At 64.4% G+C, this 17,863-nt stretch carries 13 protein-coding genes; 2 read left to right on the forward strand and 11 right to left on the reverse strand.

What is annotated here, in order from left to right; all coding sequences use genetic code 11:
* From AWB70_RS37045 to AWB70_RS37060, 4 genes are all read right to left on the reverse strand, one after another.
* A partial coding sequence (locus tag AWB70_RS37045) for an acetyl-CoA C-acyltransferase (RefSeq protein ID WP_060854083.1) occupies nt 1–785 on the reverse strand: 785 nt, incomplete at its 3' end.
* Between the two features lie 75 nt (nt 786–860).
* Entirely contained in the window at nt 861–2,903 is a 2,043-nt protein-coding gene (phaC, locus tag AWB70_RS37050) for a class I poly(R)-hydroxyalkanoic acid synthase (protein ID WP_087086394.1), read from the reverse strand.
* 356 nt (nt 2,904–3,259) lie between these two features.
* Nucleotides 3,260–4,096 (reverse strand): peptidoglycan editing factor PgeF, encoded by an 837-nt coding sequence (pgeF, locus tag AWB70_RS37055; protein WP_053568324.1) that lies wholly within the window; start codon nt 4,094–4,096, stop codon nt 3,260–3,262.
* The gene (locus AWB70_RS37060) at nt 4,093–5,253 is read right to left on the reverse strand and encodes an RluA family pseudouridine synthase (protein WP_075644220.1); all 1,161 of its coding nucleotides are present in this window, start codon (nt 5,251–5,253) and stop codon (nt 4,093–4,095) included. Before AWB70_RS37060 ends, pgeF begins: the two co-directional genes overlap by 4 nt.
* Nucleotides 5,254–5,388: 135 nt before the next feature.
* Here AWB70_RS37060 and AWB70_RS37065 point away from each other — a divergent pair, with 135 nt between their 5' ends.
* Nucleotides 5,389–6,222, forward strand: coding sequence for an outer membrane protein assembly factor BamD (locus tag AWB70_RS37065; RefSeq protein ID WP_014191591.1), 834 nt, complete (start codon nt 5,389–5,391; stop codon nt 6,220–6,222).
* 76 nt (nt 6,223–6,298) lie between these two features.
* Here AWB70_RS37065 and yoaA read toward each other — a convergent pair whose 3' ends face one another.
* The 3 genes from yoaA to AWB70_RS37080 form a co-directional block, all read right to left on the reverse strand.
* The gene (gene yoaA, locus AWB70_RS37070) at nt 6,299–8,527 is read right to left on the reverse strand and encodes a DNA repair helicase YoaA (protein WP_014191592.1); all 2,229 of its coding nucleotides are present in this window, start codon (nt 8,525–8,527) and stop codon (nt 6,299–6,301) included.
* 84 nt (nt 8,528–8,611) lie between these two features.
* Complete coding sequence (locus AWB70_RS37075) at nt 8,612–8,833, reverse strand: DUF465 domain-containing protein (RefSeq protein WP_014191593.1); 222 nt, start codon at nt 8,831–8,833, stop codon at nt 8,612–8,614.
* A 57-nt stretch (nt 8,834–8,890) separates the two neighbouring features.
* A complete protein-coding gene (locus tag AWB70_RS37080) occupies nt 8,891–9,727 on the reverse strand; it encodes a flotillin family protein (RefSeq protein WP_053568334.1) in 837 nt (278 codons plus the stop codon).
* A 228-nt stretch (nt 9,728–9,955) separates the two neighbouring features.
* Here AWB70_RS37080 and AWB70_RS37085 point away from each other — a divergent pair, with 228 nt between their 5' ends.
* On the forward strand, nt 9,956–12,283 hold the full coding sequence (locus tag AWB70_RS37085) for a Tex family protein (protein WP_053568325.1): 2,328 nt from the start codon (nt 9,956–9,958) through the stop codon (nt 12,281–12,283).
* A 75-nt stretch (nt 12,284–12,358) separates the two neighbouring features.
* Here AWB70_RS37085 and AWB70_RS37090 read toward each other — a convergent pair whose 3' ends face one another.
* From AWB70_RS37090 to AWB70_RS37105, 4 genes are all read right to left on the reverse strand, one after another.
* Nucleotides 12,359–14,251, reverse strand: coding sequence for a potassium transporter Kup (locus AWB70_RS37090; protein WP_014191596.1), 1,893 nt, complete (start codon nt 14,249–14,251; stop codon nt 12,359–12,361).
* Nucleotides 14,252–14,524: 273 nt separating this feature from the next.
* Nucleotides 14,525–15,085, reverse strand: a complete 561-nt coding sequence (locus AWB70_RS37095; RefSeq protein WP_014191597.1) for a phosphoribosyltransferase — start codon at nt 15,083–15,085, stop codon at nt 14,525–14,527.
* Nucleotides 15,086–15,185: 100 nt separating this feature from the next.
* The gene (locus AWB70_RS37100; protein WP_014191598.1) at nt 15,186–16,532 is read right to left on the reverse strand and encodes an adenylosuccinate synthase; all 1,347 of its coding nucleotides are present in this window, start codon (nt 16,530–16,532) and stop codon (nt 15,186–15,188) included.
* A 152-nt stretch (nt 16,533–16,684) separates the two neighbouring features.
* Nucleotides 16,685–17,836 carry an ATP phosphoribosyltransferase regulatory subunit gene (locus AWB70_RS37105; RefSeq protein WP_053568326.1) on the reverse strand — a complete coding sequence of 384 codons (1,152 nt, stop codon included), beginning with the start codon at nt 17,834–17,836 and terminating at the stop codon, nt 16,685–16,687.
* Nucleotides 17,837–17,863 lie beyond the last annotated feature (27 nt).

The following is a 17,863-nucleotide window of genomic DNA, read 5'->3' on the forward strand; positions in this document are numbered from 1 at the left end:
GCCGACATCACCACGACCGCCGCCGCGCCGTCGTTGATGCCCGATGCGTTCGCCGCCGTCACCGTGCCTTCCTTCGAAAACGCCGGCTTCAGGCCCGCGAGCGCTTCGGCCGTCACGCCGTGGCGCACGAATTCGTCCGTGGCGAACTGGATCGGGTCGCCCTTGCGCTGCGGAATCGCGACCGGCACGATTTCGTCGTTGAAGCGGCCCGCCTTTTGCGCGGCCTCGGCCTTGTTCTGCGACAGCGCCGCGAACGCGTCCTGCTGCTCGCGCGTGATGCCGAATTCCTTCGCGACGTTTTCCGCCGTCGTGCCCATGTGATAGTTGTTATAGACGTCCCACAGGCCATCGACGATCATCGTGTCGATGAGTTTGGCGTCGCCCATGCGGAAACCGTCGCGCGAACCCGGCAGCACGTGCGGCGCGGCGCTCATGTTTTCCTGACCGCCCGCGACGACGATGTCCGCATCGCCCGCGATGATCGCGTTCGCGGCGAGCATCACCGCCTTCAGACCCGAGCCGCACACCTTGTTGATCGTCATGCCGGGCACCATGTCGGGCAGACCGGCCTTGATCAGCGACTGGCGCGCCGGATTCTGGCCCGAGCCTGCCGCCAGCACCTGGCCCATGATGACTTCGCTCACCTGATCCGGCTTCACGCCCGCGCGCTCCAGCGCGGCCTTGATAATCGTCGCACCCAGGTCCGGCGCCGCGATCTTCGCGAGCGAACCGCCGAATTTGCCTACCGCCGTACGCGCGGCCGATACGATCACTACGTCAGTCATTTCAGTTTCCTTTGGTATCGAATGTTAATGCGGCTTTGGGCCGGCATCGCGTGCTCTCATGCACGATCGCGCCGCTCAGTAGTCGCGTTCCAGAACGTAGCGGCCAGGTGCGGCCTCGATCACCGGATACTTCTTCGAACCCTGCGACGCTTGAGGCTTGACCTGTTCGCCCGCGTTCTGCGCGAGCCACTTCGACCAGGTCGGCCACCAGCTTCCGGGATGCTCCGCCGCGGCGTCGAACCACGCGTCGGGATTGTCGGGCAGGCGCTTGTCGTCGCTGTCGATCATCCAGAAGCTGCGCTTGTTCTTCGACGGCGGATTGATCACGCCCGCGATATGCCCCGATGCGCCCAGCACGAACTTTTGCGGGCCCGTGAGGAGCGGCGCGGAGGCATAAGCCGATTTCCACGGCACGATATGGTCTTCGCGCGAGCCGTAGATGAAGGTCGGCAGCTCGAGGCTCGACAGGTCGATCGACTCGCCGCACACGGTCAGCGCGTTCGGATTCTTGAGCTTGTTCTCGAGGTAGGTATTGCGCAGATACCAGACGCACATCGGGCCGGGCAGGTTCGTCGAATCGCTGTTCCAGAACAGCAGATCGAAGGCCTGCGGCGTGCGCCCCTTGAGATAGTTGTCGACGACGTAGTTCCACACCAGATCGTTCGGGCGCAGATACGAGAACGTGTTCGCGAACTCGACGCCGCGCATGAGGCCCGCCGGCGCGCCGCCCTTGCCGCCGATCGCCTGCTCGCGCATCTGCACGTGTGCCTCGTCGACGAACACGTCGAGCACGCCGGTGTCGGAGAAGTCGAGCATCGACGTGAGCAGCGTCATCGATGCGGCCGGCTCTTCACCGCGCGCTTTTGCCACGGCGAGCGCGGTCGAGAGAATCGTTCCGCCGATGCAGAAGCCCAGCGTGTTGATCTGGTCTTCGCCGCTGATTTCCCGCACGACGCCGATCGTCTCGAGCACGCCCTGTTCGACGTAGTCGTCCCACGTCTTGTGCGCGATCGACTGATCCGCGTTGCGCCACGAGAGGATGTACACCTGATGCCCTTCCTGGAGCGCATAGCGCACGAGCGAGCTTTCCGGCGACAGATCGAGGATGTAGTACTTGTTGATGCACGGCGGCACGATCAGAAGCGGGCGCGCGTAGACCTTCGGCGCGAGCGGCTTGTACTGGATCAGTTGCAGCAGCTCGTTCTCGTACACGACCGAGCCTTCGGTCGAGGCAATGTTCTTGCCGACTGAAAAGCGCGATTCGTCCGACTGCGAAATCTTGCCGCGCTGCATGTCGCCGAGCAGGTTCAGCATGCCCTGACGCAGGCTCTCGCCCTTGCTCTCGATGAGCGCCTTTTGCGCCTCGGGATTGAGCGCGAGGTAATTGCTCGGCGACGCCGCGGCCGCCCACTGCTGCACCGTGAAGCGAATGCGCTCGCGCGTTTTCGGATCGCTCTGCACGGCATCCGCGAGTTCCTGCAGATAGCGCGCGTTGAGCAGATACCACGCGGCCGTGAAGGCATACGCGGGCGTCGATTGCCACGAGACATCGGTGAAGCGCCGGTCTTTCAGCGCGGTCGGATCGATGGCCTGCGCGCCGGCCTGCTTGAGCAGCTCCGAGGTATCGCGCGCATAGTCGCTCTGCAACTGCTGGAGTCGCTCAGGCGGGATCGCGGCGGTCGGAATCTTCGGCAGCGTGGGCAGACCCTGCATCGCCGCGCCGAAACCCGGCATGCTGCTCGCGAGCTTGGCGAATTCCGCGAGGCCGTCCATCTTCGTGATGTCGGGCATCTGCGGCATGGCGCCGAGCGTCGGAAAGGCATTTGGGAATGCCGAGGGAAACCCGTTCGGAAAACCGTTGGCGAATGCGCTGAATGCCGCGAACGGCGACGCCGCTGCATTCGCGGTATCGGCGGCGTTCGGCGCGCTCGACGCAGCTGCGCTATTCGTCTGTTGAGTGAGCTTCGCCCATTGCGCGGGGTCCGCGACGGAACGCCACGCGTTCAACCATTGATCGAACGCCTGCTGTACGCCAGTCGATTCGGCAGATGACGCCTGAGCCGAAGTGCTGTCGGCGGTACGGGAGCGGGAAGAGGAGGAAGTAGATTTGGAAGCCATACCCGCTTTTGACCTGTGAGTCTCGTAAGACCTGGATTGCTAATGCAGGCATCGCCGGGCTTTCCTGACCAGCGCGCAAGTATTGGTGCGCCTTATGCGCGTGGCAAGAAAGAGCCTTGCTACGCCGTGCCCGATTGAATGAATTCCGGGAACATTCTTGCTCCAGGATGTCAGGCATGTCAATGCTTCGTCCCGATTTTGCCGCAGTGCGATATTTTTTTAATTATCGTTTTCCCCCATGCGAAATATGTGTTTCACATGGGGTTTCGTCGGCGGCTTCGTTTCCGGTTTCGTACGGAGTTTCGTCACAACCGGGCAATGATTGTCGGATAGCATCCAACGCGATTTGCGCGCAGTTAATCGGCGAGCCAGATCATCGCCGCCATGCGGCCGGTCACACGGTCGCGCCGATACGAGTAGAAACGCTCTCTTTCCGTGACCGTGCAATGCGTGCCGCCGTGAATGCGCGCGGCATCGACGCCCAGATCGGCGAGGCGCAGGCGCGCGAGCGCGTAAATATCGGCGAAGTATTTGGCGGGCGCGCCGCCAGCGGCCCTGAATGCCGCTGTCGTGGCGTCGCGGCGATCAGGCGGCGCGGCGGCGGCGAAGGCATCGAGCACGTCCTCGCCCACTTCGAACGCGGCCGGGCCGATGGCCGGTCCGAGAAACGCGTTGAGCTTTGAGGCCGGCACGCCCGCGAGCGCCGCGACCCGCTCGCCCGTTTTCTCGATGATGCCGCCCGCAAGCCCCCGCCAGCCCGCGTGCGCGGCGCCGACGGCGCGGCCTTCGTCGTCGCAAAAGAGCACCGGAAGGCAATCGGCCGTCATCACGACGCACACGACGCCCGCGCGGTCGGTCACGCTGGCGTCGGCGCGCGTGCGTTCGCCTTGCGCCAGGCGTTCCATGACCGCGTGCGCGTCTTCGACTTGCGTGCCGTGAATCTGTTCGAGCCACGCGGCATGGGGCGAAGCCGTCAAGGCGAGCGCGCGACGGCGGTTCTCGCGCACGGCCTCCGGCGCATCGCCCGATGAAAAGCCGAGATTGAGCCCGCCCGCGCCGGATGCGCCGCCACCGAAAGGCGCGAGGCTCACGCCGCCCGCGCGCGTCGTGACGAACGCCCGCACGCGCGGCGACACCTTCCATTGCGGCCAGAGGCAGTCCTTCGATTGCAGATCGGCGGTGTCGTGCGTCATGCTTCGTCGTCCTCGTAGTCTTCGTCGTCCCAGTCGTCTTCGCCCTCGCCCATTTCGTAGGCTTGCGCGAAGTCGCCCTCCTCGTCGAATTCGACTTCCTCGTCCTGCCCGAAGCCGAGTTCCGCGGCGAGTGCCGCGATGTCTTCCGGGACGTCCGCGCGCCAGTGCACGTCCTTGCCGGTCGCGGGGTGGATCAGGCCGAGCCGCCACGCGTGCAAGGCCTGACGCGCGAAACCGTTCGGCAACGGCGTCACCGAACGCTTGCCGCGCGCGCGCCCGTACACGGGATCGCCGAGCAGCGGATGCCCCGCGTGCGCGCAATGCACGCGAATCTGATGCGTGCGGCCGGTTTCCAGATCGCAATGAATGGCGCTCACCGGCTGGCCGTGCCACGTCGTGCGGTCGATCGTCTTGAAGTGCGTGCGCGCCGGTTTGCCCGATGCGCTCTGCACGACCGCCATGCGCGTGCGCTCGCGCGGATCGCGGCCGATGGGCGCGTCGATCGTGCCTTCGTCGCGCATGGCGCCCCACACGAACGCGACGTAGCGGCGTTTCACCGTGCGCGCCTGCAACTGACGCACGAGGTCGGTCTGCGCCTGCAGCGTGCGCGCGACGACCATGAGCCCGGAGGTTTCCTTGTCCAGCCGATGCACGATGCCGGCGCGCGGCAGCCCCGCGGCCGCCTCGCCGTAACGATGCAGGAGACCGTTGAGCAGCGTGCCGCTCCAGTTGCCCGCCGCCGGATGCACGACCATGCCGGCGGGCTTGTTGATGACGACGAGCGTCTCGTCTTCATACACGATATGCAGCGGCACCGCTTCGGGCGCGAACGCGAGCTGCTCGGGCAGCAGGTCCGGCACGAGGGTGATCGTGGCGCCGAGCGGCACGGGCTGGCGCACCTTCGCGAGCGCGCCGTCGACGCGCACGCGCCCTTCCTCGATCCAGCCCTGCATGCGGTTGCGCGAGAACTCGGGGAAGATCCTGGCGAGCACCTTGTCGAGCCGCTCGCCCGCGAGCGCGTCGGGCACGCGCGCCTCGCGCGGCGCTTCGCGGTCCGCGCCGGCTGCGGAATCGGCGGATGCCGAGTCGTCGCCGGTGGCGCTTCGGCTATAATCTTTGAGTTGGTCTTTGGTACGACGAGTACTTGAGCGGGTCATTTGAACGAAAATTCGGCGGCATGAGGCTGCAAAGGCGGGCTGCATAAAGCGGCCCATGAAGCGGCAAGCCACGCCGGAAACACAGCTAGAAACAGCGAAGAATCTGCAAGAATCAGCCAGGAACAGCAAGCACTGATGCGAGCCTTCAACACCATTCATCACTCGATGCGTCAATCGATCAAGTATCTGGCGCTGGCCGCGAGCGTCGCCGTCGTCGCGGCCTGTCACGGACTGCCCGAGAAGACCGACGAAACGGCAACGTGGAATAACAACAAATTATATACGGAGGCTCAGGACGCGCTCTCCGGCAGCGACTGGGGCAAGTGCGCCAAGTACTTCGAGGCGCTCGAAGGGCGCGACCCGTTCGGCCATTTCGCGCAGCAGGCGCAGATCAACGTCGCGTACTGCAACTGGAAGGACAGTGAAACCGCGAACGCCGACCAGGCCATCGACCGTTTCATCAAGCTGCACCCGGATCATCCCGAGATCGCGTATGCGTACTATCTCAAGGGCATGATCCACTTCAACGACGATCTCGGCCTCTTCGGCCGCTTTTCGGGTCAGGACATGAGCGAGCGCGACCCCAAGTCGCTGCGCGAGTCCTATGACGCGTTCAAGGTCGTGGTCGACCGCTATCCGCAAAGCAAGTACGCGCCCGACGCCGCGCAGCGCATGCGCTATATCGTGAACGCGCTCGCTTCGCACGAAGTCCACGCGGCAGATTATTACTATCGCCGTGGCGCGTATGTCGCCGCGATCAATCGCGCGCAACTCGCGATTCGCGAATACAAGAACGCGCCGGCCACGGAAGACGCGCTGCATATCATGATGCTGTCGTACGAGAAGCTCGATCAGCCGCAACTCGCCGACGACACCAAGCGCGTGCTCGCCGCAACGTTCCCGGACAGCCCGTACGTGACGGGCAAGCGCCGCGCGAACGCCGACAAGCCCTGGTATCAGATCTGGTAATTCAGGCACGACGCAAAAATGGCCGGTTATCAACCGGCCATTTTTTTGTTTCGGCAAATAGTCAGGACTCCGAGCGTTATTCCGCCAGTTCCGTTTTCCATTTCGCCGCGTCGGTGAAAAACTCGCGCACCACGTCCAGTTCGCGCGTGCGCTTGAACGGCGGCAGGCTTTGCCAGATGCGCCGGCCGTAAGGCTTGTCGACGAGGCGCGTGTCACAAATCATCAACACGCCGCGATCCGTTTCCGCGCGAATCAGACGCCCCGCGCCCTGCTTGAGCGTGATGACCGCCTGCGGCAACTGATGCACGGCGAACGGGCTCAGACCCTTCTTGGTGAGCGCGTCGAGGCGCGCGGCGAGCACGGGGTCGTCCGGCGGCGCGAACGGCAGCTTGTCGATGACGACGAGCGAAAGCGCGTCGCCGCGCACGTCGACGCCTTCCCAGAAGCTTTGACTTCCCACGAGGATCGCATTGCCGTAGGCGCGAAAACGGTCGAGCAATTCAGTGCGGCTCGCGTCGCCCTGCACCAGCAGCGGATTGTCCCAGCCGCGCCGCTCGATCACCTCGCGCAGACGCGTGGCGATGCGATCGACCGCGCGCAGCGTCGTGCACAACACGAACACGCCGCCGCCCGCCGATTCGATAACGGGCAGCGCCGCTTCGAACACGGCATCGGTGAATTGCGGCGACGACGGCTGCGGCAGGTTGCGCGGCACGTACAGCAAACCCTGCGACGGGTAATCGAACGGGCTCGGCAAAGTCATCGAACGGCGCGCGTTCAGGCCCATTTGCGCCGCGTAATGCGTGAAATCGCCGCGCACGGAAAGCGTCGCCGACGTGAAGATCCACGCGCGCGGCACGCCCGCGCGCTGCTTCGCGAAAATCGGCGCGACGGACAGCGGCGTTTCGTGCAACTGGACCGTGTGCGAGAACACTTCGATCCAGCGCACCATTTCGTTCGGTTCTTCTTTCGCGGCTTCCCTGGCCGTGTCCTCGTCGGCGACGACAGCGCGCTCCAGCGAAGTCGGCGGCGTGGTCCAGCCCGCGAGCAGATCCTGCAACTCGCGCGCGCGGCGCACCAGCGCCTGCAACGATTCCGCGCGCTCCGCATGCGAGCCGAGCGCGGAGGCGAGCGCCGCGAGATGCGTTTCGAGCGTGTCGAGCGCTTCGAAGATCGGATGGCCATCCGGCAACTGGCCGAGCGACAGGCGCACCGAATCTTCCTTGAACGCGAGCCGCACATCGCGCGCGGCGCGTTCGAGCGCGGCGCCGAGCTTGGTCCAGTCGGCGGCGTCGCGCGCATGCGAAAGCCCTTCGGCGACCGTATCGCGTGCGAGTTCGAGCAGTTGAGTGGTCGACAGCGTCTCGCCGAAAAAGAGCGTCGCCGTTTCGGGCAACTGATGCGCCTCGTCGAAAATGATCGTGTTCGCCGTGGGCAGCAGTTCGGCCATGCCGGTGTCGCGCAGCATCACATCGGCGAAAAACAGGTGATGATTCACCACGACGATGTCCGCCTGCTGCGCCTCCTTGCGCGCCTGCATGACGAAGCATTCCTTGTAGTGCGGGCATTCCTGGCCGAGACAGTTGTCGCGCGTGGACGTGACCATCGGCCAGACGGGCGAATTCTCCGGCACGCTCGCGAGTTCGGCCTTGTCGCCGGTGCGCGTGATCTTCGCGAAACGGACGATCTCCTGCAGATGCGACGTGTCCTGGCGCGACGGCAAACGGCCGTTGTCGGCGGTGCGCTCGAGGTAATAGTGGCACAGGTAGTTCGCGCGGCCCTTCAGCATCGCGACCGACACCGGCACGGCGAGCGCGTCGCGCACGGTCGGAATGTCGCGCTGAAAGAGCTGATCCTGAAGATGCTTCGTGCCCGTCGAGACGATGACCTTGCCGCCCCACAGCATGGCCGGAACCAGATAGGCATAGGTCTTGCCCGTGCCCGTTCCAGCCTCGACGATAAGCGTATTCTCGCCGCCGTCGATGGCCGTCTTCGCCGTCGCGATGCCGATATCCCCGGCCGGCTGCTCTTCCGGCTCATAAGGCTTGTCCGACGGTCCGAGCTTGCGCGCGGGGCGGCGCTGCGCCTCGAACATCGCGGGCTCGGGCATGGCGCGGCCGGACGCTTCCATCGCGGCCGCGACCGAGCGCGCCATTTCGATCTGCGACGCACGCGATCGATAACCGTCGATCGCGCGTGCGAGAAGCCCCTGGGCGGAGAAGATAGCGTCGAGCTCGGCGCTGCGCTTGGTCGTCAGCGCGAGCGACGCGGTCGCGTCGTCGCTGGTTTGTGCGGATGAGTTCAAGGCGTGCTAATTCCTGCGGGTTCCGGCGCGCCCAGCTTCGCGAGACGCCGGCGCCAGCGCGAGCCCGCGGCCGGCGCGCGGCGTTCAGTGCGCGTCCGAGTCCAGCTGCAATTGCAGCAGGAGAATGGTGTCCTTCACTTTGAGCTTGCGCTTCTTCAAGCGCCTCAGCTCCAGATCGTCGATGCCGGACAACTTGTCGATCAGCGTGTCCAGGCTGTGATGCTCGTCCTGCAATTGCGCGATGCGATCGCGAAGCACGGCGGCATCCGTGGCGGGTTGACGGGGTGCGTTCAAGCGCTGCTGCATGCTCGCCTCCTTTCATCCTCTTCGCTCGGGCTTGCCCGGCTCGCGCCACAGCCCGCCCTATTTACCTTGCTGCTGCTGTTGTTGCTGCTGTTGCTGCTTGAGCTTCAGTTGTTCCTGGCGCTCCTGCTCCTGCTGCTGCGCCTTTTCCTGCGCCTTTCTCGCGGCTTCCTTCTGGCGCGCCTCGACTTCCGCGCGATGCTGCGCCGCTTCCTGCTGCTTCTGCTCGAAGCGCTGCGCTTTCTCGTCGCGTTCCTGCGCGTCCTGCACGCCGCGTGCGCGCGCTTCGTCGAGCTTCTTCTGGTAGTCCGCCTGCTTCTGGTCGTAGGCCTTCTGATTGGCCGCGCGCTGCGGCGCTTCACCCTCGCGCTGTGCGGCGGCGAGTGCGTTCTGACGCTGCTTGTCCTCGAAGGCCTTCTGGCTTGCCTGCTCGTTCGCCGCGCGCTGCGGCGCTTCCGCCTGATATTGCGCCCGTTTGATCGCGGCCTGCTGATCACGCTCCTTCGCATGTTCGGCGCGCTGCTCGTCGTCGAGCGCAAGCTGTTCCTGACGGATCTGCTGACGCGCGTCGCGCATTTCGTTGCGCGCCTTGTCGAGACAGTGATTCACGAAGAACTTGCTATAGCAGTCGTGCTGCTTCACGCCGTAGCGGTAGTTGTTTTCTTCGGTGCGCTGATCCAGCACTTTCTGCCGCTCGACGAAGCCGGCTTTCAGCGCGGCGTCGGCGCTCTTCTCGGATGACGGCGCGGCGTCGAGCGGACGCGCACTCACGGACGTGCCGGGATCGATCGGTTTGGCGGATTGAGCGAGCGCGCTGGACGGAGCAACTGCGCCCGTTACGCACGACAGCAAAACGGCCGCCGCGGCCGGCAGGTTCGAAAGGCGAAAGTTGGGCAAATGAATGACGGGCAACGTGATAAGGAATCAGGTGCGAAGCGGCTTCGCCGATGCCCAAATTCTATCATCGCGCGCCGGAGCGCTCCGGCATTTATGGCAAAATGCCCGGCTCAGCAACCCGGTCCGAACCCCGCTCGTCACGCGGCCGCCCGCCCGCAGCGCCTCGCTCACGCGAATCCGGCGCACGCGGCGCGGACCGCGCCGCCGAGCCGAAGACAGCGCAGAATCATGACGGAAACCGTAGCACTCAAGATCGTACAGCGCATCGCCACCGAACTCACCGTGCAGCCGCGCCAGGTCGCCGCCGCCGTGCAGCTTCTCGATGAAGGCTCGACTGTCCCGTTCATCGCCCGATACCGCAAGGAAGTCACGGGCAACCTCGACGACACGCAATTGCGCACGCTCGAAGAGCGCCTGCTCTATCTGCGCGAACTCGAAGACCGCCGCGCCGCGATTCTGTCGAGCATCGACGAGCAAGGCAAGCTCACCGACGAATTGCGCAACGCCATCGAAGGCGCGGACAGCAAGCAGGTGCTCGAAGACCTATACCTGCCCTACAAGCCCAAGCGCCGCACGCGCGCGCAGATCGCCCGCGAAGCCGGACTGGAGCCACTCGCGCAGGCGCTGCTCGCCGACCCGACGCTCGATCCGCAAGCCGAAGCCGCCAAGTACGTCGATGCGGACAAGGGCGTCGCCGATACGAAAGCCGCGCTCGACGGCGCGCGCGACATCCTCTCCGAGCAGTTTGGCGAAACCGCTGAAATTCTCGGCAAGCTGCGCGAGCATCTGTTCAGCCAGGGCCTCGTCATGTCGAGCGTGGTGGCCGGCAAGGAAAGCGAGGAAGGCGAAAAATTCCGCGACTACTACGACTACAGCGAAACGATCCGCACGGTGCCCTCGCATCGCGCGCTCGCGCTGTTTCGCGGCCGCAATGCGGGTGTTTTGAGCGTCAAGCTCGGCCTGGGCGAAGAACTCGACGCGCAGATTCCGCACCCGTGCGAAACGATGATCGCGGGCCATTTCGGCATCGTTAATCGCGGACGCGCCGCCGACAAATGGCTCTCCGACGTATGCCGCTGGTGCTGGCGCGTGAAGGTGCAGCCGCACATCGAAACGGAATTGCTCACGCAGTTGCGCGAAGAAGCCGAGCACGAAGCCATTCGCGTGTTCGCGCGCAATCTGAAGGACTTGCTGCTCGCCGCGCCCGCGGGTCCGAAGGCCGTCATCGGTCTGGATCCGGGTCTGCGCACGGGCGTGAAGGTCGCGGTCGTCGATCGCACGGGCAAGCTGCTCGCCACCGACACCATCTATCCGCACGAGCCGCGCCGCGACTGGGACGGCTCCATCGCGAAGCTCGCGCGCATCGCGGCGCAGACGCAGGCCGAGCTCGTGTCGATCGGCAACGGCACCGCGTCGCGCGAAACCGACAAGCTCGCGAGCGAGCTCATGGCCAAGCATCCGGACCTGAAGTTGCAAAAGATCGTGGTGTCGGAAGCGGGCGCGTCGGTGTATTCGGCGTCGGAACTGGCAGCGAAGGAATTTCCGGAACTCGACGTTTCGTTGCGCGGCGCGGTGTCGATCGCGCGGCGTTTGCAAGACCCGCTCGCCGAACTCGTGAAGATCGAGCCGAAGGCGATCGGCGTCGGCCAGTATCAGCACGACGTGAATCAGCGCGAACTGGCGCGCTCGCTCGATGCGGTCGTCGAGGATTGCGTGAATGCGGTCGGCGTCGATGCGAACACTGCATCGGTCGCGCTGCTCGCGCGCGTGTCGGGGCTGAACGGCACGCTCGCGCGCAATATCGTCGATTATCGCGACGCCAACGGGCCCTTCCCCTCGCGCGAGCATCTGAAGAAGGTGCCGCGTCTCGGCGACAAGACCTTCGAGCAGGCAGCAGGCTTCTTGCGCATCAACAACGGCGAGAATCCGCTCGATCGTTCGTCAGTGCACCCGGAAGCGTATCCGGTCGTCGAGCGCATGCTCGCGAAGATCAAGAAGCATATCGGCGATGTGCTCGGCAAACGCGAGGCATTGACGGGACTCTCGCCGACCGAATTCGTCGACGATCGTTTCGGTCTGCCGACCGTGCGCGACATTCTCGCCGAACTGGAAAAGCCGGGCCGCGATCCGCGCCCCGAATTCAAGACGGCGACGTTCAAGGAAGGCATCGAGAAAATTTCGGATCTCGTGCCGGGCATGATCCTCGAAGGCGTCGTGACGAATGTGGCCGCATTCGGCGCGTTCGTCGATATCGGCGTGCATCAGGACGGCCTCGTGCACGTGTCGGCGCTGTCGACGAAATTCATCAAGGATCCGCATGAAGTCGTGAAGGCGGGCCAGGTCGTGAAGGTGAAGGTGCTGGAAACCGATGTGAAACGTCAGCGCATTTCGCTCACGATGCGCCTCGACGACGACCTCGCGCCGGCCAGTTCGAACGCCGGATCGCAGCCGCGCGGCGCGTCGCAGGATCGCCGGCGCGATGCGCGTCCGAACCAGCGCCGCGAGCCGGAGCCGGGAGGCGCAATGGCGGCGGCGTTCGCGAAACTGAAACGCTAAGACTTCAGTCTGCCAACAAAAAACCCCACGTTTTGCGACGTGGGGTTTCTTTTTGCGCGCCTGAAAAACGCTGCGTCAGATTTCGATCTTCGTTCCCAGCTCGACGACCCGATTCGCGGGAATGCTGAAGAAGTCCGTCGGCTTTGCCGCGTTCTGATGCATCCACGCGAACACGCGCTCGCGCCACACGGACATGCCGGGCAGTTCCGTCGGCACGACGGTTTCGCGCGCCATGAAAAACGACGTGTCCATCAACTCGAAGGTCATCGCGTGCGTGCGCGTGATCTGCTCCAGCACGGCCTTCACGTCCGGCGTCTCGTTGAAGCCGTACGCCGCCTTCACGAGGAACAGGCCGCCGCCGATGTCCTTCACTTCGAGACGATGTGCGTCGTCGACATACGGAATGTCGCGCGTCGTGAAGTTCATGAAGATGGTGCGCTCGTGCAGCACCTTGTTGTGCTTCAGGTTGTGCAGCAGGCTCACGGGCACGAGCGAATCGCTGCCGGTGAGATAGATCGCCGTGCCCGACACGCGATGCGGCGGATGCGCGAGCAGGCCTTGCAGGAACGGCATGAGCGGAATACCGTCCGCCGCCGTGCGATCCTTCACGATCATGCGGCCCTTGTACCACGTCATCAGCAGGAAGAAGAGCGCACCGCCGATGCACAGCGGCAGCCAGCCGCCCTGCTCGATCTTGAGCAGGCTCGCGCCGAAAAAGCCGATGTCGATCATCAGGAACACCGCGATCATCCCGCCGACGAGAAAGCGGTTCCAGCCCCACAGATTCACCATCACCACCGACACGAGGATGGTGGTGGTGAGCATCGTCGCGGTAACGGCGAGACCGTACGCCGCCGCGAGGTTCTCCGAACTCTTGAAGCCGATGACGATGCACAGGATGATGAACAGCAGCATCCAGTTCACGAGCGGAATATAGATCTGGCCGATCGCGAGTTCCGACGTATGCAGGATCTTCATGCGCGGCACGTAGCCGAGCTGGATCGCCTGACTCGTGAGCGAGTACGCGCCCGAAATGACTGCCTGCGAGGCGATCACCGTCGCGACCGTCGACAGAATCACGAGCGGCAGCAATGCCCAGTCGGGCGCGAGCAGGAAGAACGGGCTTTCGATGGCCTTGGGCGAATGCATCAGCAACGCGCCCTGGCCGAAGTAATTGAGCAGCAGCGAGGGCATCACGAGGCCGTACCAGCCGTAGCGGATCGGCTTCACGCCGAAATGGCCCATGTCGGCGTACAGCGCTTCCGCGCCCGTCAGCACCAGCACGACGGAGCCGAGCACGATATACGCCTGCAGCACGTGCTCCTTCATGAACGAAAACGCGTAATACGGATTGAGCGCGACGATGATGCGCGGCTCCATGATGATGTGCGCGGCGCCCAGCACGGCGAGCGTCACGAACCACACGACCATGATCGGGCCGAAGAGCTTGCCGACCACCGCGGTGCCGTGGCGCTGAATCCAGAACAGCGCGATCAGGATGACGATCGTGATCGGCAACACGTAGGGCGTGAGCTTGGGCGCGGCGATTTCGAGACCTTCGACCGCCGACAGCACCGACATCGCCGGCGTGATGACCGCATCGCCGTAGAACATGCACGCGCCGAAGATGCCGAGCATCATCAGCACGCCCGAGACCTTGCCCGCCTGATTCACACTGCGCAGCGCGAGCGTGGTCATGGCGAACACGCCGCCCTCGCCGTTGTTGTCGGCGCGCATCACGAAGAGCACGTATTTGACGGCGACCACCATGACGATCGCCCAGAAGAGCAAGGAGATGACGCCGAGGATCGACGCCTCGGACAAGCCGATGCCGTGCGATGGGCTAAAGGCTTCCTTCAACGAATAAAGAGGACTCGTGCCGATGTCGCCGAAAACTACGCCGATGGCCGCGAGCGCAAGCGAGGACATGGGTTGTTTATGCTCGTGCGCGTGAGTCGTGTTAGTCATAAAAGCGATGTATCCGTCCAGAGCGGAATAAAACGAACGCCATTCTATCTAACGTCGCACGCGAAGATGTCTTCTTGCGTGTTGCTCATGCGCCACGAGCGCCGCGAGTGAGAGTTTAGCATCGCGCCCCACGGGCGTCGGCGGGCGCGCTCGGCACGGGGCGCGGGGCCCGCCGGCCGTGCCCGCAAACGACAACGCCGTTGGCCCGGGCAGCGTGCCCGGAACAACGGCGCTCGTCTCGTGATGCTGTAAAAAACGATCAGGCGTCTCACCTTACCCGCGGCCGTTTTGCATGCCCCGCTTGATCCACGCGCCGAGGTTGTGCGGGCGCACCGTGTCCCACTCCTCGAACGGCTGATGAATCCACGGGTTCGTTTCGAGAAACTGAACGTGATAGTCAGGCTTGATCTTCGAGCACGCCTTGTACCAGAGCACCGCCGAGCGCACCGACGTGATGCCGGGGTAGCGCTCCTTCAGATGCTCCTGCACGCGCGCGAGCGTGACGCCGGAATCGACGAGATCGTCGACGAGCAGCACGTTGCCGGACAGATCGCCGCGCGTCATCGTGATGTACTGCGCGATGTCCAGCTCGCCCTGCTCCGTGCCCGCGGCTTCGCGATACGAGCTCGTGGCGAGAATGGCGAGCGGCAGGTCGTAAATGCGCGAAAGCTGATCGCCCACGCGCAGGCCGCCGCGCGCGAGACACAGGATCTTGTCGAACTTCCAGCCCGACTCGTGCACTTTCAGTGCGAGGACTTCGATCAGCCGGTGGTATTCATCCCAGCCGACCCAGAGGTTCTTTTCGTCGTTGCGCGGGTCCGTCATCGCGATCATGGTGAGGCTCTTTCAAATGCTTAGGTTATATACGAAATGTGGCCGCAGGAGGCGGCCACATTTTTTACAGCGTCCGGTTCGGGTCGAGGCTCGGGAGCGCTCAGACCTTGAACGGATGGCGCAGCAGAATGGTTTCGTCGCGGTCCGGGCCAGTCGACACCATGTCGATCGGCACGCCCGCCACTTCCTGCACGCGCGTGAGATAAGCGCGCGCGTTCGCGGGCAGCGCATCCCATTGCGTGATGCCGATGGTGCTTTCCTTCCAGCCGCCGAAGGTTTCGTACACCGGCTCGCAACGCGCCACTTCCGATGCGCCGCGCGGCAGGATGTCGACCGGCTTGCCGTCGAGCGTGTAGCCCGTGCAGAGCTTCACTTCGTCGAGGCCGTCGAGCACATCGAGCTTGGTCATGCACAGGCCCGAAATGCCGTTGATCTGGATCGAGCGGCGCAGCGCGGCGGCGTCGAGCCAGCCGGTGCGGCGCGGACGGCCCGTGACCGAACCGAATTCCTTGCCGACGGTCGCGAGATCGAGGCCGACTTTCTCCTGACGCTGCGGATTGTCGGCGTCGTACAGCTCGCTCGGGAACGGGCCCGAACCGACGCGCGTGCAGTACGCCTTCGTGATGCCGAGAATGTAGTTCAGCCGCTGCGGCCCGATGCCCGCGCCAGCCGTCGCCGCGCCCGCGACGCAGTTGCTCGACGTGACGAACGGATACGTGCCGTGGTCGATGTCGAGCAGCGTGCCTTGCGCGCCTTCGAACAGCAGATTGTTGCCGGCGTGGTTCGCGTCGTAGAGGCGGCGGGAGACGTCCGTGACCATCGGCGCGAGACGGTCGGCGTAGCCGAGCATCGTGTCGAGCGTTTCCTGGAAATCGACGGCCTTCGCGCCGAGATACTGCGTCAGCACGAAGTTATGGAAATCGAGCGCTTCGCGCAGGCGTTCCTCGAACACGGCGGGCTCGAAGAGATCCTGCACGCGCAAGCCGCGGCGGGCCACTTTGTCTTCGTACGCCGGGCCGATGCCGCGGCCGGTCGTGCCGATCTTGCCCGCGCCGCGCTTGGCTTCGCGCGCCTGGTCGATGGCGACGTGATACGGCAGAACGAGCGTGGCGGCTTCGGAGATGAAGAGGCGCTTCGAAACGTCGATGCCCGCGGCTTCGAGTTCGTCGATTTCCTTGAACAGCGCTTCCGGCGACAACACGACGCCATTGCCGATATAACAGGCCGTGCCCGCGCGCATGATGCCCGACGGAATGAGGCGCAGAATGGTTTTCTTGCCGCCGATGATGAGCGTATGGCCGGCGTTGTGACCGCCCTGGAAGCGCACGACGCCCTGGGCGTGGTCCGTCAGCCAGTCGACGATCTTGCCCTTGCCCTCATCACCCCACTGGGTGCCCACCACGACGACGTTGCGCCCGGGGTTCACATTCACTGCACTGGCAGACATGTTGATTCGTTAGCTGGTTAAAAACGTATTTTACCTAGGTTCGCGGAAGGTTCCGAGTTTTTCGGGCCGCGTTTCGCGAATTCGTCACGCTCGCATGATCGACATCGGCTAATAAAAAGTCCTTTCCGATCAAGCGACTGTATTTGCCGTGCTCAAGTGCGCGGCTCGATCGTCCATGCGCCGTCGCGCTCGACGAGTACGCGGTCGAACGCGAATTCGTCGAGCACGTGGTCGTGGCCGGGCAACGCCTGAATGACGACTTCGCCCGCGTCGCGCAGCGCGAGAATCGCCGCGCGCAGCGGTTCGTCGTGCTTCCACGGCGCGAGAATCGCGCTGCCGCGCGCGTCGACGGGCGAGATGCGCGCCACTTCGCGCAGATCGAGCGAGAAGCCCGTCGCGGGTCGCGCACGACCGTACGCGAGGCCGACATCATCGTAGCGGCCGCCTCGTGCAACGGCATTGGGCACGCCATCGATGTAGGCGGAGAACATGACACCGCTGTGGTAGGCGTAGCCGCGCAAATCCGCGAGATCGATCATCAGTTCCGCGCCTTCGACCTGACTTGCGAGGAACGCGAGGTCGTCGAGCGCGCGTGCGATCACCGGCAGATTGGGCAGACGGCCCCGCGCAATCTGCAACACGGACGCATCGCCATACAGCGACGGCAGCGCGCGCAACGCTTCGCGCGGCACTTGCCCGAGATGCGCGGTGAGTTCATTCAGACGCGGCACGTCCTTGCTTGCGAGCGCGTCGTAAAGCCCTTCGCCGAGCGACGCCGCGGCCGGTTCGAGCTCCAGCAGCGCGGCGAGCACGCCCGCGTGGCACAGATCGAGACGCACTTTCCTCAGACCTGCCAGATGCAGCGAATCGAGCATCAGTTGCTGAATCTCGAGATCCGCTTCGAGCCCTGCGTGGCCGTAGATTTCAGCGCCGATCTGGATCTGCTCGCGCGTCGCGTGCAGCCCGCGCGGTCGCGTGTGCAGCACTACGCCGGCATAACACAGGCGCGTCACGCCCTGCCGGTTCAGCAGATGCGCGTCGATGCGCGAGACCTGCGGCGTAATGTCCGCGCGCAGGCCCAGGGTGCGGCCGGACAACTGATCGACGAGCTTGAAGGTGCGCAGGTTCAGATCGCTTCCGCCGCTCGTCAGCAGCGATTCGAGGTATTCGAGCATCGGCGGCATCACGAGCTCGTAGCCGTACGAACGGAACCGGTCGAGCAGGCGGCGGCGCAGCTCTTCGATCTTGCGGGCCTCCGACGGCAGAACGTCGGCGATATTCTCAGGAAGTAACCAGGTGGACATCGATGCGATTCCTACGGGACGCGAGCC

This window comes from Caballeronia cordobensis, assembly GCF_001544575.2.
Lineage (GTDB): Bacteria > Pseudomonadota > Gammaproteobacteria > Burkholderiales > Burkholderiaceae > Caballeronia > Caballeronia cordobensis.